We start from the raw sequence: 21617 nt of genomic DNA on the forward strand, positions 1-21617 counted from the left end.
CGGCGGGGTACCGTCTCACCATGTCCAACCCACCAACCTCAGCGCCCGGACGGCCGTTCGGGCGCGTGCTCACCGCGATGGCCACCCCGTTCGACGCCGACGGCGCGCTCGACCTGAAGCGGGCGCAGGAGCTGGCCGAGCACCTCGTGGAGCTGGGGAACGACGGCCTCGTGGTGAACGGCACCACCGGCGAGAGCCCGACCACGAGCGACCAGGAGAAGCAGGAGCTGATCCGCGCGGTGGTCGAGGCCGTCGGCGACCGCGCGACCGTCGTGGCCGGCGCGGGCACCAACAACACGGCGCACAGCATCGAGCAGGCGAAGCAGGCCGAGGCGGCCGGTGCGCACGGCTTGCTGGTCGTCACCCCGTACTACTCGCGGCCCAGCCAGGCCGGGCTGTTCGCGCACTTCACCACGGTCGCCGACAGCACCGGGCTGCCGGTGCTGCTCTACGACATCCCGCCGCGCTCGGTCGTCCCGATCGAGGTCGACACGCTGCTGCGGCTGGCCGAGCACCCCCGGATCGTCGCGGTCAAGGACGCCAAGGGCGACCTCATCGCCGGGTCCGAGGTCATCGCCAACACCCACCTCGCCTACTACTCCGGCGACGACGGCCTCAACCTGCCGTGGATCTCGGTCGGCGGGGTCGGCGTGGTGAGTGTGATCGGTCACGTCGTCGCGGGCCGGATCCGCGCGATGATCGACGCCTACGAGAACGGCGACACGTCCACCGCGCGCACGAACCACCGCGGCATGCTTCCCGTGCTGCGCGCGATGTCCCGGGTCGGCGGGGTCGCGTTCAGCAAGGCCGCGCTGCGGCTGCGCGGCTTCGACATCGGCGATCCGCGGCTGCCGATCGTCGCCCCGACCACCGAGCAGACGGCCCTGATCGCCGGTGATCTTGCCCAGGGCGGCGTGCCGCTGGGCGACACGGCGGCCCAGGACTGGCATGGTGAGCGGGTGGCACAAGCAGATTCGCGGGCCGCCTACGTGGCGCCGACCTCGCACACCAGCGTTGGGACCCTGCCTCGGTGAGCTCACTTCCCCCTGGTCCAGGCCCCACCAACGCCCCGCCCGAGCTGCCCGAGGGGGCCCTGCGCATCGTCGCGCTGGGCGGCATCGGCGAGGTCGGGCGCAACATGACCGTCTTCGAGTTCGGCGGACGGCTGCTCATCGTCGACTGCGGGGTGCTCTTCCCCGAGGACGACCAGCCCGGCGTCGACCTGATCCTGCCCGACTTCCGCGCGATCGAGGACCGCCTCGACGACATCGACGGCCTGGTGCTCACCCACGGGCACGAGGACCACATCGGCGCCGTCCCGTTCCTCCTGCGCCTGCGGCCGGACCTGCCGATCTACGGCTCGAAGTTCACCAACGCGCTCCTCGCGGCCAAGGCCAAGGAGCACCGGCAGCGGCCGAACCTGATCCAGGTCCGCGAGGGCGAGCGCCGCGACGTCGGCGTGTTCAACCTCGAGTTCTTCGCGGTCAACCACTCGATCCCGGACGCGCTCGCGGTGGCGATCCGCACCCCGGCGGGCGTGGTCCTGCACACCGGCGACATCAAGCTCGACCAGCTGCCGCTGGACGGGCGCCTCACCGACCTGGCCGGCTTCTCCCGGCTCGGCGACGAGGGTGTCGACCTGTTCTGCGTCGACTCGACCAACGCCGAGGTGCCCGGGTTCGTCATGCCCGAGCGCGACATCGGCCCGGTCCTCGACGACGTCATCCGGCGCGTGGACCAGCGCGTGATCGTGGCCTGCTTCGCCAGCCACGTCCACCGCGTCCAGCAGGTCCTCGACGCCGCCGAGCGGCACGGCCGCCGGATCGCGTTCGTCGGCCGGTCGATGGTCCGGAACATGGGCATCGCGGCCGAGCTGGGCCTGCTCAACGTGCCGGACGGCCTGCTCGTCGACCTCGACCAGGCCAGCACGCTGCCGGAGAGCAAGGTCCTGTTCGTCTCGACGGGGTCGCAGGGCGAGCCGCTCTCGGCGCTGTCGCGGATGGCGCGCGGCGAGCACCGGCAGATCTCGATCCGCGCGGGCGACACCGTCGTGCTGGCCAGCTCGATGATCCCGGGTAACGAGACCGCGGTGTTCGGCGTGGTCAACGGCCTGACCCGGCTCGGCGCGAACGTCGTGCACCAGGGCAACGCGAAGGTCCACGTCTCCGGCCACGCGTCGGCGGGGGAGCTGCTGTACCTGTACAACGCGGTGCGCCCGAGCAACGTGATGCCGGTCCACGGCGAGTGGAAGCACCTGCGCGCGAACGGCGAGCTCGCCATCCGCACCGGTGTGGCCCCGGAGAACGTGGTGATCGCCGAGGACGGCGTGGTCGTGGACCTCGTGGACGGCAAGGCGTCCCGCACCGGCCGCGTCGAGGTCGGCCACGTGTACGTCGACGGCCTGTCGGTCGGCGACGTCGGCGAGTCGACCCTGTCGGACAGGCTGGTCCTCGGCGAGGGCGGGTTCATCGCGATCACGGTCGCGGTGGACACCAGCACCGGCCGCGCGGTCACCAGCCCCACGGTGTCCGGCCGCGGCTTCTCCGACGACCCGAAGGCGCTCGACGCCGTCGTGCCGCTGGTCGAGATGGAACTGGCGCGCACGGAGGCCGAGGGCATCACCGACACGCACCGGATCGCCCAGGCGGTCCGCCGGGTGGTGGGCCGCTGGGTGGCCGACACCTACCGCCGCCGCCCGATGATCGTCCCCACGGTCATCCCGGTCTGAGTTTCCGGCGCGGAACGCCTTCGCCTCCCCCTTGCGGCGGCGAAGGCGTTCCGCGTTTTCACGGCGTCACCCTGGCCAGGAGCAGGGCGAAGGCCACGGTGACGGTCTGGCGCAGCAGCGCGCGGCGCGCCCTGCGTTGTTCTTCTCGGGCCGGTTTCATGCGGTCCAGTGTTTCGGCCGCGGGACGCGGGGACATCCCGCTGCGGGCGGGGCCTGCTCCCTCCCCGGGGTGAGCTGTTAGGCCGTCCGGCGCACATGCGGCGGCTTTGCTGCGGGATAACCTTGATCCCACCCCGCCTCGCGCAGAGAGGCCGCGCCGATGGGACGTCACTCGGACGGCAGACGACGCCGGCTGCTCCTGCCCGCCGTCGCGACCGGCCTCGTGCTCGTCCTCGGCGCCGCGGCGTGGGTGACGGTGTCGGCCGTGCGCTCCCAGCCGTCGTGCGAGCAGCCCACGAAGGTCCTCGTCACCGCATCCGCGGACATCGCGCCCGCGTTGTCGCTGGTCGCGCGCGGGCTCGACCTGCCGTGCGGCAGCGTCGAGGTCCAGACCAGGGAGGCGACCCAGGCCGCCGAGCGGCTCGCCCTCTCCGACGGGAGCCCGCGGCCGCAGGTCTGGGTGCCGGATTCGACGCTCGCGCTGCGCCGCGCCCACCAGCTCGGTGCCGCCGACGTCCCCGGGAGCGGCGCGTCGGTGGCCAGTTCGCCGGTGGTGCTGGCCGTCGCCGCCGACGTCGTCAAGGGGCTCGGCTGGCCCGACCACGCGCCCACCTGGGCGGAGGCGCTGGCCGCGCCGGGCGCCGTGCCCGGGATGCCGGACCCGGCCCGCGACCCGGTCGGCGCGGTGGCGCTGCTCGGCCTGCAGGACGCGGTCAAGGCGGCCCCCGAGCCGTCGGCCGCGTACGTCGCGCTGCTGCGGCGCTTCTCGGCCAACACGCTCGGCGACGAGACGGAGCTGATCGCCCGGCTGCCGGGGTCGAGCGACGGCGGCGGCACGGCCGCGGTGACGGCGTTCCCGGCGTCGGAGAACTCCCTGCTGCGCCACAACGTCGAGGACCCGAAGTCCCCGCTCGTCGCCGTCTACTCGGCGGCCGTGCCCACTTTGGACTACCCGTTCGCGGAGCTGGGCGGGATCACCCCGCAGCAGCGCCCGATCGTCGACGCGCTGCGGGACGCGGTGCTCGGCGACGCGGGCGCGGACGCGATCGCGAAGACGGGCTTGCGCGCGGCGGGCGGCCAGGCGCTGCGCGACCACCCGGACGACCCGAGGGTGTCGCCGGCGGGCTTCCGGACGGCGAGCCTGCCGTCCGCGCCCGTCGTCGACGAGCTGCTCAACCAGTGGGCCGGCATCAACCTCAGCGCGCGGGTGCAGGTGCTGGTCGACGTCTCGGGGTCGATGAACGCCCAGGTCCCGGGCACCGGCCTGAACCGGATGCAGGTGACGATGGAGGCGGCGGCGAAGGCGTTGCGCCTGTTCAAACCGGCGACCCAGCTGCGGATGCTGACGTTTTCGACGCGCCTGGACGGCGACAAGGACTACCGCGAGCTGCTCCCGATGGCCCCGGTGGCCCAGCACCTGGCGAGCGGCGCACTGGACAAGCTGGCCCAGGTGAAGGCCACCCCGGACGGCGGAACGGGGCTGTACGAAAGCGTCCTGGACACGTACCGCACGGCCCGCCGCGAGTGGGAGCCGGGCCGGCTGAACCTGGTGATCGTGATGACGGACGGCCGCAACGACGACCCGCACGGCATCTCCCGCGCGGACCTGTTGTCCGAGCTGGGAAAGCTCCAGGACCCCCGCCGCTCGATCCCCCTGATCGGCGTGGGCATCGGCCCGGACGCGGACAAGTCCGAACTCGACCAGCTGACGGCAGCCACGGGCGGCCAGGCGTTCATCGCCCCCGACCCGGCCAAGATCACGGACGTGTTCTTCGGCGCCCTGTCCCGCATCGCCGGCGGCTGAGCCCGTGATCCAGCGGGCATCACGCGTGTCCCGAGGGGCATCACGCGTGATCAGCGGGGCATCACCGCGATGCCCCGCCAATCACGCGAGATGCCTCCCCGATCACGCGTGATTCCCCTTCAATCACGCGTGATGCCCGCCTGCGCACGGCCGGATCGGCGGCGGATGAGGGCGTACACGGCCAGGATCACCGCCAGGCTGATCAGGCTCAGGTACAGCTGGGCCCGCGCGTCCTCGTCGACGAACAGCATTGACGCGACCACCACCAGCGTCAGGACCAGGGTCACCCAGCTCAGCCAGGGGTAGCCCCACATCCGCAGCTTCAGCTTCTCCGGCGCCGTCGCTTCGAGGGACCGCCGCATCCGGATCTGGGAGCCGCAGATGATCGCGTACACGAACAGCGCCACCGCGCCCGCCGAGTTGATGATGAAGTAGAAGATCTTGTCCGGGGACACGTAGCTCATCACCACCGCCACGTACCCGACCGACGTCGACGCCAGGATCGCCTTCCACGGCACGCCGCGCGCGTTCGTGTCCGCGATCCAGCCCGGCGCCCAGCCGTGGCGGCGCAACGCGAACAGCATCCGGGATGCCGTGTACAGCCCCGAATTCAGCACCGACAGCGCCGCCGTCAGCACCACTGCCGACACGATGGTCGACGCCGCCGGGACGCCGAAGCGGCCGAACGCCGCCGCGAACGGGCTCGTCTCGCTGGGGATCTCGCGCCACGGCGTGATCATCACCAGCAGCGCCACCGAACCCACGTAGAACACGATCACCCGCCAGACGATCGTCGACGTCGCCTTGCGGACCGCCGTCTCGGGCTGGTCGGACTCGGCCGCCGCGATCGTCACGATCTCCGCGCCGAAGTACGAGAAGATCACGATGACCACGCCGTGCACCACGGAAAACGGCCCCTTCGCGACGAAGCCGTCGAGCCCGATGTTGCCGACCGAGAAGTCCGCGCCCGGCCAGAGCCCGAGCACGAACAGCAGGCCCAGCACCAGGAACACGACGATGGTGGCGACCTTGATCGACGCCAGCCAGAACTCCGTCTCGCCGAACGACCGCGCCGACGCCAGGTTCGTCGCCGTCAGCAGCAGCATCAGCCCCAGCGAGAACACCCACTGCGGCACGCCGGGAATCCAGCCCTGCAGGATCTTCGCGCCGGCGACCGCCTCGAACGCGACCACGCCGACCCAGAAGTACCAGTACAGCCAGCCGATCGTGAAGCCCGCCCAGCCGCCGAGCGAGTCGCGGGCGTACTCCATGAACGAGCCCAGCGCCGGGGCCGCCGTCGCCATCTCGCCGAGCATCCGCATGACGAGCACGACGAGCAGCCCGCCGAGCGCGTAGGACAGGACGGCGGCCGGGCCGACGGTGTGGATCACCGCGCCGCTGCCGATGAACAAGCTCGCGCCGATGATGCCGCCGAGGGCGATCATCCGGACGTGCCGCTGCCGCAGGTCGGGCCGCAGCCCGGACTTAGTCGCCAAGGTGCTTCCTTCCCGGGTGGGCGTGGATCGCGGAATTCTCCCACCTGGAAACGACGCAGCGCAGAATTTGCGCAACCTCACTGAGCGAGGATGCCGGACTTCCGCTGCACGATGTACGCACCGGCCAGCAGGATCGCCGAGCCGAGCAGCTGCGGCCAGGCGAGCTCCTCGCCGATCAGCACCCACGCCGCGACCGTCGTGATCACCGGTTCGACCAGCCCGAGCACGCTCGCCACCGACGCCGGCAGGTGCCGCAGCGACGAAATGCCGCAGACGTACGCCAGCACCGTCGCGACCAGCACGAGCAGGGTCAGCAGCAGCCACACCGGCGGGTGCCAGGCCCCGAACCCGACCTGGGCGCCGAGCAGCCCGGCCGGCCACGTCCACGGCGGCGCGACGAAGCTGATCGCGACCGCGCCGACCACCATGCCCCAGGTGACCAGTCCCAGCGGGTCGATACCGGCCACCGCGCGCTCGCCGAGCAGGAAGTACCCCGCCGAGCACAGGGCCGCGCCGAAGCCGGCCAGCAGGCCGAGCCCGTCCAGGGTGACGCCTTCCCAGACTTGGGCGACCAGCGCGAGCCCCGCCATGGCCAGCGCGATGCCGCCCCACACCGCGCGCGGCAGCCGGTGCCGCCGCACGAACCGCACCCACAGCGCGATCAGCACCGGCGAGACGAACTCCAGCAGGATCGCGATGCCGACCGGGATCCGCCCTGCGGCGACGAAGTAGAGCAGCTGTACCCCGGCCACGCCGAGCAGGCCGTAGCCGGCCAGGACGGGCAGCTCCGCCCGGCGCACCCGCAGCTTCCGCGGCGCCACCAGCGCGACCCCGGCGAGCAGCACGAACCCGGCCAGCGCGATCCGGGCCGCGGCCACCTGCTGCGGCGTGATCCCGGCCGTCATCACGGACTTGCCCAGCGTGCCCGACGTGCTGAAGAACAGGGCGGCGAGCAGGACGTAGGCGGTGCCGCGGCCGCGGTGGGCGACCCGGGGTGGCGCGAGGACGGGGAGCTCGGTGGTCACCACCGCGACTCTAGATCCTGCCGGCGTCACCGCCGAACCGATTTCCCCGGTTATTCCGCCCGCTTGAGCCCGGTGGCGACGTGCGTGGTGATGGTGGCGAGCCGCCGCCCCTGCAGGCGCAGGGCGTCGAGCGCGACGTCGTCCGGCGCGGCCGACTTGCGGGAGACGAACGAGCCGCCGTAGGGATTGCCGGACTGCATCAGGTGCGGGTCGGTGTAGCCGAGCGGGACGACGATCGCGCCCCAGTGGTAGAAGACGTTGTTGATCGCCAGCAGCGTCGACTCGAGGCCGCCGTGCGCGGTGGACGCCGTCGTGAACGACGTCGCCACCTTGTCCGCGAGCTTTCCCTTGGCCCACAGGCCGCCCGTGCTGTCCAAATAGGACTTGAGCTGGGCGGCCGGGCCGCCGAACCGGGTCGGGCTGCCGACCGCGAGCCCGTCGGCCCACTCGAGGTCGCCGAGCGTGGCGAGCTCGTGGTGCGGCCCGGCGTCGACCCAGGCCTGCCACCGCGGGTTCTGCGCGATCGCCTCGGCGGGCACGGTTTCCGGCACGGTCCGCACCCGCACGTCCGCCCCGGTCTCGCGCGCGCCCGCGGCGAGGGACTCGGCGAGGGCGGCGGTGTTCCCGGTCGAGCTGTAGTAGACGACGAGTATCCGTGTGCTCACGTCGCCGACTCTAGGGGCGCCGCCGCGCGTGTCTCACAGTGCGGACGGCGGCTTCCAGGGGCTGACCGTGTCGGTGGGCCGCGTGGGGTCGTGGAACCTGGGCCGGTCGAGCTCGTCGCGGCGCAGCGGGACCAGGCCGTCGGCGATCGCCTGCATGATCTTCGCGTGCGCGCGCACCCCGGCGCCCGGCCGCTCCGGCTCGACGTCCGACAGGTCGACGGGGTCGCCGAAGTGCACCCGGAACCGCGGCCGGCGCAGGGGAGCGCTGAGCCCGGAGCGGGCCAGCGGGACCAGGTCGGCCGGGCCGTTGACGGTCTCGGTGCCCCAGTAGACGGCCTCGTGCGCGCCCCACTGGCTGATCGGGATCACCGGCACGCCCGCCGCCAGCGCGAGCCGCGCCGCGCCGGTCTTGCCGCGTTCCGGCCACAGGCCGGGGTCGTGGCTGATCCGGCCCTCCGGGTAGACGATGATCGGCTCGCGGGTGGTCTTCATCGCCTCGACGGCCTCGGCGAACTGCCCGACGGCGGTGCCGGCGTGCTTGCGGTCGACCCGCAGGTGCCCGCTGACCCGCAGCGCCGGCCCGATGACGGGCGCGTCGAGGATGCCGCCGGCCAGCATGAACCGCGGGTTGATGCCGATCCGCTTGCACGCGGCCATCAGCACGAAGGCGTCGAACACGCCGATGTGGTTCGCGGCCATCAGCAGCGGCCGTCCCCGCAGCTGGGCGGGCACCCGGCCGGTGACGGTCAGCCGCCCGACGAGGTTCACCAGCCCCCGGTCGATGTTCAGCATGGTCCGCCAGATGGCGGGAGCACGGCGGGGCGGTTCGTCGGTGCGCAGCGCGAGCATGGGGCAGAGCATGGCAGACGCCGATTTCACCCGTTTGCGCACTGGCCGGATCGGTTCACCCGGATGGCCCCGCACCCCTCGGTGTGCGGCAGAAGTTCACCCTGGGCCGAGAGTGGCGCGTGGGACGAACCGCCACGGCCGGTTACCGTAAACAGCATGGCTGGGTCGGCGACGAGGAAGAGAAGCACGGGAAGCGGCGCGAAGGGGGCAGCGGCGCGTAAGCCGCGTACACCCGCGAAGCCACGTACGTCGTCCGCTCGCAAGCCGCCACCACGGGCCCGCCGCAAGACGCCCGGGATCTTCGGGAAGAGCGTCCGCGGGACCTGGAACCTGCTGGCCAAGGGCCTGGGCACGCTGGCACGCACGGTGGGGCGCACCCGCGAGCTCGAGGCGGAACACCGCCGCGACGGGCTGGCGCTGGGCCTGATCGCCCTGGCCATCGTCGCCGCCGTCGGCGTCTGGTGGCGGGCGGCCGGCCCGATCGGAGCCGGGGTGGAGATCGCCACCCGGACCGTCCTGGGCGCCGGGGCCGTCACGCTGCCGCTGGTACTCGTGGTCGTCGCCGTCGCGCTGATGCGGTCCGAGCCGCACCCGGAGACGCGGCCGCGGATGGTCGTCGGCACGATCATGGTCGTCCTGTCGGTGCTCGGGATGCTGCACATCTTCACCGCGCTGCCGGACACCAACGACGGCCGGATGTACGCCGGCGGCATCGTCGGTGCGTTCTCCGGCGGCCTGCTGACCATGGGCGTCACGACCTGGGTCGCCGTGCCGCTGCTCATCCTCGCCCTGTTCTTCGGGGTGCTCGTGTTCACCGGCACGCCGGTCCGCCAGATCCCGCACCGGCTGCGCAACTGGGGCCTCGACGAGGAAGAGATCGCCGAAGCCGAGGCGCAGCGCTCGGGCTTCGCCACCGACGAAGAGAAGGTCACCGACGCCGACCCGAAGGCCGCGCGGCTGCGCAAGCCGTCCCGGCGCCGCCAGTCCAGCGAAGCCGAGCCCGAGCAGCTGGACATCGACGCGATGCTGGCCGAGGCGCCGACGCCGATCAAGCCGCCCAAGCCCAAGCCCGTCGCCGAGGTGCCCGAGAAGAAGCCGAAGAAGCCCGTCGAACCGCCGCTCGCGGTCACCCGCACGGTCGAGGGCGACTACCAGCTCCCGCCCCCCGACCTGCTGAAGCTCGGCGACGCGCCGAAGTCCCGCAGCAAGGCCAACGACGCCATGATCGAGGCGATCACCGGTGTGCTGGAGCAGTTCAACGTCGACGCGCAGGTCACCGGCTTCACCCGCGGCCCGACGGTCACCCGCTACGAGGTCGAGCTCGGTCCCGGCGTGAAGGTCGAGAAGATCACCGCACTGACCAAGAACATCGCCTATGCGGTGGCCACCGACAACGTCCGGCTGCTGGCGCCGATCCCGGGCAAGTCCGCGGTCGGCATCGAGGTGCCGAACTCCGACCGCGAGATGGTCCGCCTGGGTGACGTGCTGCGGGCGCCGTCCACGGTCAAGGACAACCACCCGATGGTGATCGGCCTCGGCAAGGACATCGAGGGCCACTTCGTCACCGCGAACCTGACGAAGATGCCGCACCTGCTGGTCGCGGGGTCCACCGGCTCCGGTAAGTCGAGCTTCGTCAACTCGATGCTGGTGTCGCTGCTCGCCCGGTCGACGCCGGACGAGTGCCGGATGATCCTGATCGACCCGAAGATGGTCGAGCTGACGCCGTACGAGGGCATCCCGCACCTGATCACGCCCATCATCACCCAGCCGAAGAAGGCCGCCGCCGCGCTGGCCTGGCTGGTGGAGGAGATGGAGCAGCGCTACCAGGACATGCAGGTCAACAAGGTCCGGCACATCGACGACTACAACAAGAAGGTCCGTTCGGGCGAGATCACCGCGCCGCCAGGCTCGGAGCGCGAGTACCGGCCGTACCCGTACATCATGGCGATCGTCGACGAGCTCGCCGACCTGATGATGACGGCCCCGCGCGACGTCGAGGACGCGATCGTCCGCATCACCCAGAAGGCCCGTGCGGCGGGCATCCACCTGGTCCTGGCGACGCAGCGGCCGTCGGTCGACGTCGTGACCGGCCTGATCAAGACCAACGTGCCCTCGCGGCTGGCGTTCGCGACGTCGTCGCTGACCGACTCGCGGGTCATCCTCGACCAGCCGGGCGCGGAGAAGCTGATCGGCATGGGCGACGCGCTGTACCTGCCGATGGGGGCCGGGAAGCCGGTCCGCATCCAGGGCGCGTTCGTCGGCGACGAGGAGATCGCCGCGGTCGTCAACTACGCGAAGGAGCAGGCGCAGCCGGACTACCAGGACGGCGTGACGGCGCAGAAGGCGGGCGAGAAGAAGGAGATCGACCCGGACATCGGCGACGACCTCGACGTCCTGCTGCAGGCGGCGGAGCTGATCGTGACGTCCCAGTTCGGCTCGACGTCGATGCTGCAGCGCAAGCTGCGGGTCGGGTTCGCGAAGGCGGGCCGGCTGATGGACCTGCTGGAGAGCCGCGGCGTGGTGGGCCCGTCGGAGGGCTCGAAGGCCCGCGACGTGCTGATCAAGCCGGAGGAGCTGGAAGGCGTCCTGTTCATGATCCGCGGCGGCGGCCCGGTGGACGCCGACGCGGCCGACGACGAGGAGTAGCGGTGCAACCCGTGCTCGCCCGGTTCCGTCCTGAGCACGTGGACCTTCAGCGATTCGTAGCCGGACTGTTCGCCTTCGCCGTGCTCACGGTGGGCGCCGGGAGCTCGGTCGCCGCCGCTCCGGTTCCGGTGCCGCCGGCGGTACCGGCGTCGCCCGCGGCACCGGCGCTGCCGGTGGTGAGCGCGCCCGCCGGGCAGGACGTCACCCTGCGGCTCGGGCAGGAGGCCGCCGTGCAGGGGAAGGACCTGACAGTGCGCTACACCCGGGTCGTCGCCGACTCGCGGTGCCGGCCCGGGATGACCTGCATCTGGCAGGGCGAGGCCACCCTGGCGTTCCTGCTGAAGGAGCCCGGCCGCGGCGAGAGCACCACGGCCGAGCTCCACAGCGGACCCCGCACCGGCCCGCAGGCCACGTCGTTCGCCGCCAGCCGGATCGAGCTGGTGGCGGTGAGCGAGGACGCGGGGGAGGCTACCGTCCGGATCAGCTGAGCGGGGTGCCCCAGTGGTCGAGGTAGGCCACTTCGGACAGCGGGGTGCGCGCGGCGGGCTTGAAGTCCGGGACCGTCGTGTACGCCACCGGCAGCAGCCCGGCCTGCGTGTGGCCCGCCGGGATGCCGAGGATCTCCGCCGCCTCCGCCTCGCGGGACAGGTGGTAGGTCGTCAGCGTCGAACCCAGCCCGCGCGAGCGCAGCGCCAGCTGGAAGTTCCACACCGCCGGGAAGATACCGCCGTAGAACGCCGCGTCGGTGGCGTTGTCGCAGGCCGGGCGGCCGGCCAGGACGGGGATCACGAACACCGGGACCCGCTCGATCACGTCGATCAGGTGCCGCCCGGAGGCGAGCGCCCGCGGGTCGGCGTGCTTCGCCCGTTCCGCGAGGTAGGCCTCGCCGACCTCGCGGAACAGCACGCCGAGCCGGTCCTTCACGCCCTGGTCCCGCACGACCAGCCAGCGCCACGCCTGGACGTTGCCCGGAGTCGGCGCCTGCAGCGCCAGGTTCAGGCACTCCTCGAGGACTTCCGGCTCGACCGGGCGGTCGAGGTCGAGCTTCCGCCGGACCGCGCGGGTGGTGCTGAGCAGGTGATCGATCTCCATGATCACCATCCTGGCTCAGCCGCCGAACTTGCGCACCGCCTCGTAGTACGTCCAGGCCGCGCCCTTGCAAGCGATGTTGGAGCCGCACACGCTCTTCAAATCGGTGTACAGGTTGTCGTCGATTCTCAGCCGGTTCGCCTCGGTGAACCGGCCCTGCTTCTTGTAGTTGCGGTAGCCGAAGTCGTGCCGGTGGCAGCCCGGCAGGAACTTCCAGCCGAACGGGTTGTCCGGGGCCCACGAGCAGCCGTCGGACGACCAGTCGAGCTGGCCGTTGTAGGGCGCGGAGTTGCGGATCGTCTCGAAGTTCGAGAGCGAGGTGCTGAAGAGGTACTGGTCGGTGACCGCCGGGATGTCGACGGCGGCCGCGGTGCCGGTGCCCAGCAGGGCGCCCGCGCCGACAGAAACGGCCACCGTCACGGTGGCCCCCAGGTTCCGCAGTGTCGTGCGCATCGGTTTCCTTGCCGATCGGGGACGAGTGCCCGATCAGCTTCGGGCAGCGCAGTGGCGCACGTCACCGCCCGAAAGGAGGTTTTCACTCACAGTTCGAGCAGCATGCGGGAATTTCCCAGGGTGTTCGGCTTGACGTAGGGCAGGTCGAGGAATTCGGCGACCCCCGTGTCGTGCGACCGCCGCATCTCCTCGTAGACCTCGTGCGACACCGGGGTGCCGTCGATCTCCACGAACCCGTGCCCGGCGAAGAAGCTGGTCTCGAAGGTCAGCACGAACAGCCGTCTGAGACCGAGCTCACGTGCCTCGTCGACCAGCCGGGCGACCAGCACGCGCCCGACGCCCTGGCCGCGGACGGCCTTGTCGACCACGACCGTGCGCAGCTCGGCGATGTCCTCCCAGAGCACGTGCAGCGCGGCCGCCCCGACCACCTCGTCACCCACTTCGGCGACCCAGAACTCCTGGACCGCCTCGTACAGCGTGACCAGGTCCTTCTCCAACAGGACACGGCCCGCGTCCGAATCGACCAGGGCCTTGATCTTGCGGACGTCGGCGATCCGGGCGCGGCGGACGGTCGGGCGGGGCGAGTCGAACGGCACGATGGTCCACCCTGCCACATCGTCCAGTGCGGGCGCCGACACGACCGGGCTACGCCGTCGTCGGCCCGCCCGGGACCGGCGGCTACCCTGAACGTCGTGCCTTCCCCTGCCGCGGACCCAGCTGCCACCCGACGCGTCTCCCTGCTGACCCTGGGCTGCGCCCGCAACGAGGTCGACTCGGAGGAGCTGGCGGGCAGGCTCGCGGCCGGCGGCTGGGAGCTGGCGGCCGATCCGGAGGACTCCGACGTCGTGGTGGTCAACACCTGCGGCTTCGTCGAGTCGGCCAAAAAGGACTCCGTCGACACGCTGCTCGCCGCGTCCGACACGGGCAAGAAGGTCGTCGCCGTCGGCTGCATGGCCGAGCGGTACGGGCACGAGCTCGCCGACAGCCTCCCCGAGGCCGACGCGGTGCTGGGCTTCGACCACTACGCCGAGGTGTCCGACCGGCTCGACGACGTCGTCGCGGGCCGCAAGATCGCCTCGCACACGCCGGGCGACCGCCGCAAGCTGCTGCCGATCAGCCCGGTCGAGCGGCCCGCGGTCGCGGAGACGGTCGAGGTCCCGGGGCACGCGCAGCACGGCTGGGGCCCGCGGGTGCTGCGCACGCGCCTCGACGACTCGCCGGTGGCGGCCCTGAAGATCGCGTCCGGCTGCGACCGGCGCTGCTCGTTCTGCGCGATCCCGTCGTTCCGCGGCTCCTTCGTCTCGCGGCAGCCCGACGAGATCGTCGCCGAGGCGCTGTGGCTGGCCGGACACGGCGTCAAGGAGCTGTTCCTGGTCAGCGAGAACTCGACGTCCTACGGCAAGGACTTCGGCCGCGACGGCGCCACCGCGCTGGAGCGGCTGCTGCCCCGGCTGGCGGAGATCGAGGGCATCGAGCGCGTCCGCGTCTCCTACTTGCAGCCGGCCGAGACGCGCCCGCAGCTGGTCAAGGCCATCGCGACCACGCCGGGCGTCGCCGAGTACTTCGACCTGTCGTTCCAGCACTCGAGCGAGCAGGTGCTGCGCCGGATGCGCCGGTTCGGCTCGACGGATTCGTTCCTGGCGCTGTGCGAGCAGATCCGCGAGTACGCGCCGGAGGCGGGCATCCGGACGAACGTGATCGTCGGCTTCCCGGGCGAAACCGAGCACGACCTTGCCGAGCTCGAGCGGTTCCTGACCGGCGCGCGCCTGGACGCCGTGGGCGTTTTCGGCTACTCCGACGAGGACGGCACCGAGGCCGAGACGTTCGACGGCAAGCTGGACGCCGAAGAGGTGGCCCAGCGCGTCACCCGGATTTCCGCGCTGGTCGAGGAGCTGACCGCGCAGCGCGCCGAGGACCGCATCGGCACGTTCGTCGACGTCCTGGTCGAGCTGGACGACGACGGCGAGCTCACCGGCCGCGCCGCGCACCAGGCCCCCGAGGTCGACGGCGAGTGCGTCATCCTCGACGCGCCGGAGAAGACGCAGGTCGGCGACTTCGTGCGCTGCGAGGTCGTGGATTCGGCGGGCGTGGACCTGATCGTCCGCGCGGTACCGGACGCCGACCGGTGAGTGCGCTCCCCAGCGACGCCGCGGACGAGGGCCTGACCCACGAAGCCTCCGCCCAGGTCCCGGCGCCGACCCCGGTCCCGACGCTCAACGTCGCGAACCTCCTGACGCTGTCGCGCCTGGTCCTGGTGCCGCTGTTCGTGATCGCGCTGTTCGTCGGCGACGGCCACGACACGACCTGGCGCGCGATCGCGACCGGGCTGTTCGCGATCGCCTCGGCCACCGACCAGCTGGACGGCTGGGTGGCCCGCAAGTACGGCCTGATCACCGACTTCGGCAAGATCGCCGACCCGATCGCGGACAAGGCGCTGACGGGCGCGGCCCTGGTCGGCCTGAGCGTCCTGGGCGAGCTCGGCTGGTGGGTGACGATCGTCATCGCGGTCCGTGAGATCGGCGTCACGCTCCTGCGCTTCTGGGTGATCCGCCACGGCGTGATCCCGGCCAGCCGCGGCGGCAAGGCGAAGACGATGGCCCAGATCGCGGCGATCGTGGCGTACCTGCTGCCCCTGCCGGCCGGAGCGGACCCGGTGCGGTGGGCCCTGATGGGGCTGGCGCTGGTGCTGACGGTGGTGACCGGCGTGGACTACCTGGTCCGGGCGATCCGGCTGCGCGCGGCCGGGCGCCGGGTCACCGGGTCGTGAGTGAAAAGGAGGGTTCCAACCCTCTTTCCCACTCACGACCAGCTGCGGCAGACGAGCAGGCCGCTGCCCTCGTCGGCGCGCTGACCGCGCGGGGCGAGACGGTGGCCGCGGCCGAGTCGCTGACCGCCGGGCTGGTCTGCGCCACCCTCGCGCGGGTGCCGGGGGCGAGCGCGGTCCTGCGCGGCGGGCTGGTCGTCTACGCGACCGAGCTGAAGACCGCGCTGGCCGGTGTCGATGCCACCCTTCTGGCGGACCACGGTGCCGTCCACCCCGAGGTCGCCGCGCAGCTGGCCGAGGGTGCCCGTGCCCGCTGCGGCGCCACCTGGGGCCTCGGGCTCACCGGCGTGGCCGGTCCCGCCGCCCAGGACGGCGTCGAACCGGGTACCGTGCACGTCGGGCTGGCCGGGCCGGGAACACGCACAGTCCGGACCCTCGCCCTCACCGGCGACCGGGACTTGATCAGGACCCAATCGGTCCTGGCGGCGTTTGCCCTGCTCGGGGAACATCTGGCGTGAAACACGCGTTCGCCCTTGGCGTACGTGCACACCAACTCCTGCGCCCGGGGCACCGCTCTGGGTAACGTAGGGGGTACTTGTTCGGAAGGGAGGCGCGTGATGACCGTGCTGTTGCGTGAGGCGATCGGTGATCGGCTCCGTCATGCCCGCACCAACCAGCGTCGTACGCTGCGCGACATCTCCCGCGCCGCCAGGGTCAGCCTCGGCTACCTCTCGGAGGTGGAGCGGGGCCAGAAGGAGGCGTCGAGCGAACTGCTCGCATCCATCTGCCAGGCCCTGGACCTTCCGCTCGGCGAGCTGCTGCACAACGTGGCGGCGGACGTTTCGGCCCTCGACAACGTCGAGGTCGCACCGGTCGACGAGCGGATCGTGGAAGGAACGCCCCGCGAGAAGCGGGGCGCCGAGGCCTCGGCCGCCGGCATCGAGGGCGGCCGCCTGATGTCCGAGCTGATCGGGAACGACCTCGCCGACCTGCGGGTTTCCCCGGCGCCGCGGATGAACACCACCCTGCGCACGACGATCGGCCAGCCCAAACTGGCCTCGACCATCGCGGCGTAAGGGCGTGGTGGGGTGAGGTGTGCTCGCGGAGAGCGCTCGCCCTGAGCGCCCTTACGCGTGTCTTCTGGGGGCCGAGCCCCCAGAACCCCGCCGGGGGCAAGCCCCCGGACCCCCGGCCGGCGCGAGTTCGCCGGCCTGCTCTCGTCAAATGTTCCACCCGTTTTCGGCAGACGGCCCCGGGCAACCCGCCCGGGGCCGTCGGCGTTGTCTACGGGTAGTGATCGGGGTGAACCCTGAATTCGGCCGGGTCGCCTGGAACGGACGTGGCCGACCTGACACGATGGAACCCAACGCCGGGGTTGGTGCGTTGACCGTGCAGCAGGGGAGCGACGCCCCACACCCCGAGTACCTAGGCCCGTGGGACGCAAGAAGGCAGGCGGAGGAGATGGCCAACCCGTTCGTGAAGTTCTGGAAGTACATGATGGCGGCGTTCTCGTCGAAGATCGACGAGCACGCCGACCCGAAGGTACAGATCCAGCAGGCCATCGAGGAGGCGCAGCGCAACCACCAGGCGCTGACGCAGCAGGCCGCCTCCGTGATCGGCAACCAGCGGCAGCTGGAGATGAAGCTCAACCGGCAGCTCGGCGAGGTCGAGAAGCTGCAGGCCTCGACCCGGCAGGCGCTGGTCCTGGCCGACGAGGCGCGCGCCAAGGGTGACGAGCAGAAGGCCACCGAGTTCGAGAACGCCGCGGAGAGCTTCGCGACGCAGCTGGTCACGGCCGAGCAGAGCATCGAGGACCTGAAGACGCTGCACGACCAGTCGCTGCAGGCTGCGGCCCAGGCCAAGAAGGCCGTGGAGCGCAACTCGCAGATGCTGCAGCAGAAGCTGGCCGAGCGCACCAAGCTGCTCTCGCAGCTGGAGCAGGCGAAGATGCAGGAGCAGGTCTCCGCTTCGCTCAACCAGATGAGCCAGCTGGCCGCGCCGGGCAACACGCCGTCGCTGGAAGAGGTCCGCGACAAGATCGAGAAGCGCTACACCACGGCGCTCGGCTCGGCGGAGCTCGCCCAGAACTCGGTCCAGGGGCGCATGATGGAGGTCCAGGCCTCCACCACGCAGCTGGCCGGCCAGTCGCGGCTGCAGCAGATCCGCGCGTCGATGCACGGTGACTCGGTCGCGCAGGTGACCGACGGCGGCAAGACGGCCCAGGCGCCGGCGAGCAGCTCGGCCGACATCCAGCGTGAGATCCAGGCGCGCGTGCAGGCCGAGCAGGGCAAGAACCCGGCCTGACCGGGCGGACCGTTCGAAGGGGGCGCGCAATGGGGCAGCAGGGCAGACGACGTGACTTCGGCGAGCTGAGCGCCAAGCTGGAGAAGCACATCGAGAAGCTGCCCGACTACGCCGTGCGCGCCCAGGAGAAGCTCCAGAAGGTGCAGAAGTACTTCCCGCCGGCCGAGCAGGCCGGCGGGAAGCCCGCCCGGCCCAACCCGCTGCAGCGCCCGCCGGTGCGGCGGCCCGACATGTCGGCCTCGCTGTCGTCGATGGCGAGCCAGGTCCCGGCGTTCGCCGAGGCCCGCGCGAAGTGGGACCGCTGGAACCACCCGGCCGCGAAGCTGGAACGCCGCAAGCGCCGGACGTCGAAGGCGATGACGCTGTGGATCATCCTGACGATCCTGTGCGTGGTCGTGACGGTGGCCGCGGCGGTGGGCTGGCTCAGCCCGGCCGGCGTCGCGATGATGCCGCAGGCGATCACCGCCTTCGCCGGTGCCGTCATCTTCGGCACGTTCAGCGTCCGATCCGGCCTCAAGCTGCGTGACCTCAAGCGCACCCCGATCCCGGCGGCGCCCGCCGGCCCGCCCCCGCTGCCACCCGCCCGCTCGGCGGCCCGCGAGCCGACCTGGTCGCCGCGGCGGGCCACACGGTCGCCGCGTCCAGCGACGGCCTGGTGACGTCCAAGCAGGCCCTCACCGACGCCACCGACCGCCTGGCCGGCCTCGCCATGGCGCTGCGCGAACTTTCCTGACCCGCACCCCGTGTGATCCACCCCGGATCTCGCGTGATCAGACCCGGAACTCACGTGATCCGCGGCGGATCTCGCGTGATCGGACCCGGTACGGCTCGGATCACGCGAGTTCCGGCTTTCGTCACCGGATCGGGGCGCGATTGCGCCATCCGGATCTCGAACTCGGCCGTTCGAGGGCCGCCGACCGGGGGAACCGGGTGGTCGTCACCGCGCGTGCGTGATCGTGCGTTTCACCCCGGCGTCGCCCCCTGTTCACCTCTTGGTGCCGAAACCCGCGCGTAATCGGAAACTGATGGCTACGGAAACGTAGGCCACCTAACGTTTCTGTCATGCATGAAGAGGTGTCACTCGCCGGGAGGCCCGCCGTGGACTGAGGTTCGCCGGCGCCGACCGTACACAGTGGACTTTCTCGACCGCCGAGGAAAGGACGCCCCGTGACCACGCTCCCGCCGGACCCGGACCCCGTGCCCACCACCCCGCCCACCGCCTCCCAGCGTGTCATCGCGGCCTTCGAGCGGCTCACCGAAGCCGGCCGCCCCGACCTCTGGACCACCCTCCGCGCCGTCGAAGACGTCCTCGTCGACGCCAAGGCCGTCGACGAACGCGTCACGGCGGGGGAGACTCTGCCGCTCGCCGGCACGGTCATCGCCGTCGAAGACCGGATCGACGTCGCGAAGCAGCCGTCCGCCCACGGTGTCGCGGAAACCAGCGCCCCCGTCGTCGCGCGGCTCACCTCGGCCGGCGCCGTCGTGCTCGGCAAGACCGGGTCCGGCCCGCTCGCCTCGGCCTGGGACCGCACCAAGGTCGGCGGTGACGGCGCCGCGGTCGCCGTCGCGCTCGGCGTCGTCGACCTGGCCCTGAGCACCGGCGGCGCGGTCCCGGCGGCGTTGAACGCGGTCGCCGCGGTGACGCCGACGCCCGGCCTGCTGCCCGCCGACAAGGTCTCCGTGTACGCGAAAGGCCTGGTCGCGGCCCACCTCGCCCTCACCGCGGCGACCGGCGGCGCCCGCACCTGGCCCGCCGACGTCCGCCTCGGCGCCGGCGAGCACCCGCGGATCGCCTACGCCGCGGACCTCCCCCTCGGCGAGGCAGCCGCCCTCGCGCTCAAGACTGTCGTCGCCCGGCTGATCGCGGCCGGAGCGATCCTCACCCCCGTCTCCGTGGCGGAGCCGGGTTTCGACGGTTTCGACGCCCTCGTCGTGCCGACCGTGCCGGACCACCCGGGGATCGCCGAAGCGCTGGGCGACCCGGCCGGCGTCCGGCACCGCCTGGCCGCCTGCACGGCCTTCGCGAACCTCCTCGACGTGGCCGCGGTGACCGTCCCGGTGCTGCCGGGCGACCGCCGCCCCTTCGGCGTCACCTTCCTGACGCGCGCCTTCGAGGACCAGATCGCCCTCGACCTGGCCACCGTCTGCACGGACGAGCCGATGACGCCCTACCCGGAGCCGGGCGAAGACCTCGTCGTGTTCGGCGCGCACCTGCGCGGGCAGCCGCTCAACGCCGAACTCACCGGCCTCGGCGCCCGCTTCACCGGGCCGGTCCGGACCATCGAGGCGTACCGGATGGTCCTGCTGCCGACCGAACCGCCGCAGCCGGGCGTGCTCCCGGGCGGCGGCGGCCTGGACGGCGAGCGCTGGCGCCTGTCGCCGGCCGCGTTCGAGCGGTTCGCCGCCACCCTGAAGGAACCGTTCGTGCTCGACCGCGTCGAGCTGGACGACGGCACCGCCCCGCTGGCCGTCCGGTGCCTGACGGCGGACGGGCCCGGTCTGGACCGCTACGAATCGTGGCGCGGTTACGTGCGCTTCGCGTCTACCGCCGGGCTGCGAGGCCCCGGCTGACCCGGCGCACCAACCCCGGCCCGTGCAGCGCGAAGCCCGTGTAGAGCTGCACCAGCGACGCGCCGGCGTCGACGAGCCGGATCGCGTCGTCCGGGCCCATGATCCCGCCGACGCCGATGATCGGCAGGCTCCCGCCGGTGTGGTCGTGCACGAACCGCACGACCTCGGCCGCGCGGGCGGTCAGCGGCCGGCCGGACAGCCCTCCCCCCTGTCCGGCCAGGCTGCTCTCCGCGGGGGCGATGCCGTCGCGGGCCAGCGTGGTGTTCGTGGCGATGATCCCGGCGACGCCGTGGGCCTGTGCGACCTCCAGCAGTTCGGCCAGTGCCTCGTCGGTCAGGTCGGGCGCGACCTTCACCAGCACCGGCGTCGGCGAACCGCCACCGGCGAGCTCGAGCGACGTCGAACGCAGCTCGCCGAGCAGCTCGGCGAGCGCGGTGCGGTCCTGCAGCTGCCGCAGCCCCGGCGTGTTCGGCGAGCTGACGTTGACGGCGAAGTAGTCGGCGTACGGGTGCAGGGCACGCAGGGAGAACCGGTAGTCCTCGACGGCGTCCTCGAGCGGTGTCGCCTTCGACTTGCCGATGCTGATCCCGAGCGGGACACCGGGTTTCCCGTCGCGGGCGAGCTTGGCCGCCAGCGCTTCGGCGCCCTCGTTGTTGAAGCCCATCCGGTTGATCACCGCGTCACTGGCGGGCAGGCTGAACAGGCGCGGCTTCGGGTTGCCCGGCTGCGCCAGCCGCGTCACCGTGCCCACCTCGACGAAACCGAAGCCCAGCGCGGCCCACGCGGGCAGCGCGCGGCCGTTCTTGTCCATCCCGGCGGCCAGGCCGACGCGGTTGGGGAAGCGCAGGCCCAGCACCGTCACCGGGTCGTCGACGCGCAGCGCGCCGCCGAGCGCGGGCGCGGCCTTGCCGAGCCGGGCCAGGACGGCGATCGTGCGCTCGTGCACCAGCTCGGGGTCGTGGTAGGAGAGCCGGTACAGCGCCGGGCGGACGATCTTGTCGAAGAACACGCCCCCATGCTGCCAAATCGCCCGGGAGCCGCGACCGGAGCGTCACCCCCGCGTG

19 protein-coding genes and 1 pseudogene are annotated in these 21617 nt (G+C 72.0%); 12 read left to right on the forward strand and 8 right to left on the reverse strand.

The genetic code is table 11. The features are described from left to right. The first annotated feature begins 20 nt into the window (after positions 1-20). The 3 genes from dapA to OO60_RS29535 all read left to right on the forward strand — a co-directional run bounded on the left by dapA (position 21) and on the right by OO60_RS29535 (position 4691). Entirely contained in the window at positions 21-1034 is a 1014-nt protein-coding gene (gene dapA / locus OO60_RS29525; RefSeq protein WP_051767807.1) for a 4-hydroxy-tetrahydrodipicolinate synthase, read from the forward strand. Further along, positions 1031-2728: a ribonuclease J gene (locus OO60_RS29530; RefSeq protein WP_033262556.1), complete on the forward strand. Its 1698-nt coding sequence runs from the start codon at positions 1031-1033 to the stop codon at positions 2726-2728. The genes dapA and OO60_RS29530 overlap by 4 nt, the downstream gene beginning before the upstream one ends. 319 nt (positions 2729-3047) lie before the next feature. Then, positions 3048-4691: a substrate-binding domain-containing protein gene (locus OO60_RS29535; RefSeq protein WP_003066306.1), complete on the forward strand. Its 1644-nt coding sequence runs from the start codon at positions 3048-3050 to the stop codon at positions 4689-4691. Positions 4692-4810: 119 nt separating this feature from the next. On the opposite strand, the gene OO60_RS29540 is transcribed toward OO60_RS29535, so the two are convergent. The 4 genes from OO60_RS29540 to OO60_RS29555 all read right to left on the reverse strand — a co-directional run bounded on the left by OO60_RS29540 (position 4811) and on the right by OO60_RS29555 (position 8726). Next, positions 4811-6187: an amino acid permease gene (locus OO60_RS29540; RefSeq protein ID WP_033262557.1), complete on the reverse strand. Its 1377-nt coding sequence runs from the start codon at positions 6185-6187 to the stop codon at positions 4811-4813. A gap of 77 nt (positions 6188-6264) precedes the next feature. After that, the gene (locus OO60_RS29545; RefSeq protein ID WP_033262658.1) at positions 6265-7212 is read right to left on the reverse strand and encodes an EamA family transporter; all 948 of its coding nucleotides are present in this window, start codon (positions 7210-7212) and stop codon (positions 6265-6267) included. Positions 7213-7262: 50 nt separating this feature from the next. Next, positions 7263-7877, reverse strand: coding sequence for an NAD(P)H:quinone oxidoreductase (wrbA, locus tag OO60_RS29550; protein ID WP_003066299.1), 615 nt, complete (start codon positions 7875-7877; stop codon positions 7263-7265). Between the two features lie 33 nt (positions 7878-7910). Next, a complete protein-coding gene (locus tag OO60_RS29555; protein ID WP_003066296.1) occupies positions 7911-8726 on the reverse strand; it encodes a lysophospholipid acyltransferase family protein in 816 nt (271 codons plus the stop codon). Between the two features lie 156 nt (positions 8727-8882). Here OO60_RS29555 and OO60_RS29560 point away from each other — a divergent pair, with 156 nt between their 5' ends. After that, a complete protein-coding gene (locus tag OO60_RS29560) occupies positions 8883-11372 on the forward strand; it encodes a DNA translocase FtsK (protein ID WP_033262558.1) in 2490 nt (829 codons plus the stop codon). A 38-nt stretch (positions 11373-11410) separates the two neighbouring features. Next, positions 11411-11860, forward strand: coding sequence for a hypothetical protein (locus OO60_RS29565; protein ID WP_240490628.1), 450 nt, complete (start codon positions 11411-11413; stop codon positions 11858-11860). Here the strand turns inward: OO60_RS29565 and OO60_RS29570 are convergent. From OO60_RS29570 to OO60_RS29580, 3 genes are all read right to left on the reverse strand, one after another. Further along, entirely contained in the window at positions 11853-12464 is a 612-nt protein-coding gene (locus OO60_RS29570; protein ID WP_033262660.1) for a nitroreductase family protein, read from the reverse strand. The genes OO60_RS29565 and OO60_RS29570 overlap by 8 nt on opposite strands. A gap of 15 nt (positions 12465-12479) precedes the next feature. After that, positions 12480-12914, reverse strand: coding sequence for a phospholipase (locus OO60_RS29575; protein ID WP_003066285.1), 435 nt, complete (start codon positions 12912-12914; stop codon positions 12480-12482). An 86-nt stretch (positions 12915-13000) separates the two neighbouring features. After that, a complete protein-coding gene (locus OO60_RS29580; RefSeq protein WP_033262559.1) occupies positions 13001-13510 on the reverse strand; it encodes an amino-acid N-acetyltransferase in 510 nt (169 codons plus the stop codon). 96 nt (positions 13511-13606) lie between these two features. Between OO60_RS29580 and rimO the strand changes: the two genes are divergently transcribed. The 7 genes and pseudogenes from rimO (at position 13607) to OO60_RS29615 (ending at position 20553) form a co-directional block, all read left to right on the forward strand. Next, positions 13607-15043 carry a 30S ribosomal protein S12 methylthiotransferase RimO gene (gene rimO / locus OO60_RS29585; protein ID WP_003066279.1) on the forward strand — a complete coding sequence of 479 codons (1437 nt, stop codon included), beginning with the start codon at positions 13607-13609 and terminating at the stop codon, positions 15041-15043. Continuing rightward, on the forward strand, positions 15040-15681 hold the full coding sequence (pgsA, locus tag OO60_RS29590; protein WP_003066276.1) for a CDP-diacylglycerol--glycerol-3-phosphate 3-phosphatidyltransferase: 642 nt from the start codon (positions 15040-15042) through the stop codon (positions 15679-15681). Before rimO ends, pgsA begins: the two co-directional genes overlap by 4 nt. Further along, entirely contained in the window at positions 15678-16196 is a 519-nt protein-coding gene (locus OO60_RS29595) for a CinA family protein (RefSeq protein WP_063749426.1), read from the forward strand. The genes pgsA and OO60_RS29595 overlap by 4 nt, the downstream gene beginning before the upstream one ends. Positions 16197-16295: 99 nt before the next feature. Beyond that, entirely contained in the window at positions 16296-16754 is a 459-nt protein-coding gene (locus tag OO60_RS29600) for a helix-turn-helix domain-containing protein (RefSeq protein WP_003066272.1), read from the forward strand. Between the two features lie 385 nt (positions 16755-17139). Continuing rightward, entirely contained in the window at positions 17140-17982 is an 843-nt protein-coding gene (locus OO60_RS29605) for a PspA/IM30 family protein (RefSeq protein WP_003066270.1), read from the forward strand. 29 nt (positions 17983-18011) lie between these two features. After that, positions 18012-18715 (forward strand): annotated as a pseudogene (locus OO60_RS44690) (phage shock envelope stress response protein PspM). Positions 18716-19149: 434 nt separating this feature from the next. Next, complete coding sequence (locus tag OO60_RS29615; RefSeq protein ID WP_003075932.1) at positions 19150-20553, forward strand: allophanate hydrolase-related protein; 1404 nt, start codon at positions 19150-19152, stop codon at positions 20551-20553. On the opposite strand, the gene OO60_RS29620 is transcribed toward OO60_RS29615, so the two are convergent. Next, the gene (locus OO60_RS29620; RefSeq protein ID WP_003075935.1) at positions 20525-21562 is read right to left on the reverse strand and encodes a quinone-dependent dihydroorotate dehydrogenase; all 1038 of its coding nucleotides are present in this window, start codon (positions 21560-21562) and stop codon (positions 20525-20527) included. The genes OO60_RS29615 and OO60_RS29620 overlap by 29 nt on opposite strands. Positions 21563-21617: the final 55 nt, after the last annotated feature.

Origin of the sequence: Amycolatopsis vancoresmycina (assembly GCF_000716785.1) — a bacterium.
Taxonomy (GTDB): domain Bacteria; phylum Actinomycetota; class Actinomycetes; order Mycobacteriales; family Pseudonocardiaceae; genus Amycolatopsis; species Amycolatopsis vancoresmycina.

Excerpts from the sequence above, each read along its gene's own strand:
- dapA (WP_051767807.1), top strand. The coding sequence starts at position 21 with ATGTCCAACCCACCAACCTCAGCGCCCGGACGGCCGTTCGGGCGCGTG.
- OO60_RS29535 (WP_003066306.1), top strand. The coding sequence starts at position 3,048 with ATGGGACGTCACTCGGACGGCAGACGACGCCGGCTGCTCCTGCCCGCC.
- OO60_RS29555 (WP_003066296.1), bottom strand. The coding sequence starts at position 8,726 with ATGCTCGCGCTGCGCACCGACGAACCGCCCCGCCGTGCTCCCGCCATC.
- OO60_RS29560 (WP_033262558.1), top strand. The coding sequence starts at position 8,883 with ATGGCTGGGTCGGCGACGAGGAAGAGAAGCACGGGAAGCGGCGCGAAG.
- OO60_RS29570 (WP_033262660.1), bottom strand. The coding sequence starts at position 12,464 with ATGGAGATCGATCACCTGCTCAGCACCACCCGCGCGGTCCGGCGGAAG.
- OO60_RS29575 (WP_003066285.1), bottom strand. The coding sequence starts at position 12,914 with ATGCGCACGACACTGCGGAACCTGGGGGCCACCGTGACGGTGGCCGTT.
- OO60_RS29600 (WP_003066272.1), top strand. The coding sequence starts at position 16,296 with ATGACCGTGCTGTTGCGTGAGGCGATCGGTGATCGGCTCCGTCATGCC.
- OO60_RS29605 (WP_003066270.1), top strand. The coding sequence starts at position 17,140 with ATGGCCAACCCGTTCGTGAAGTTCTGGAAGTACATGATGGCGGCGTTC.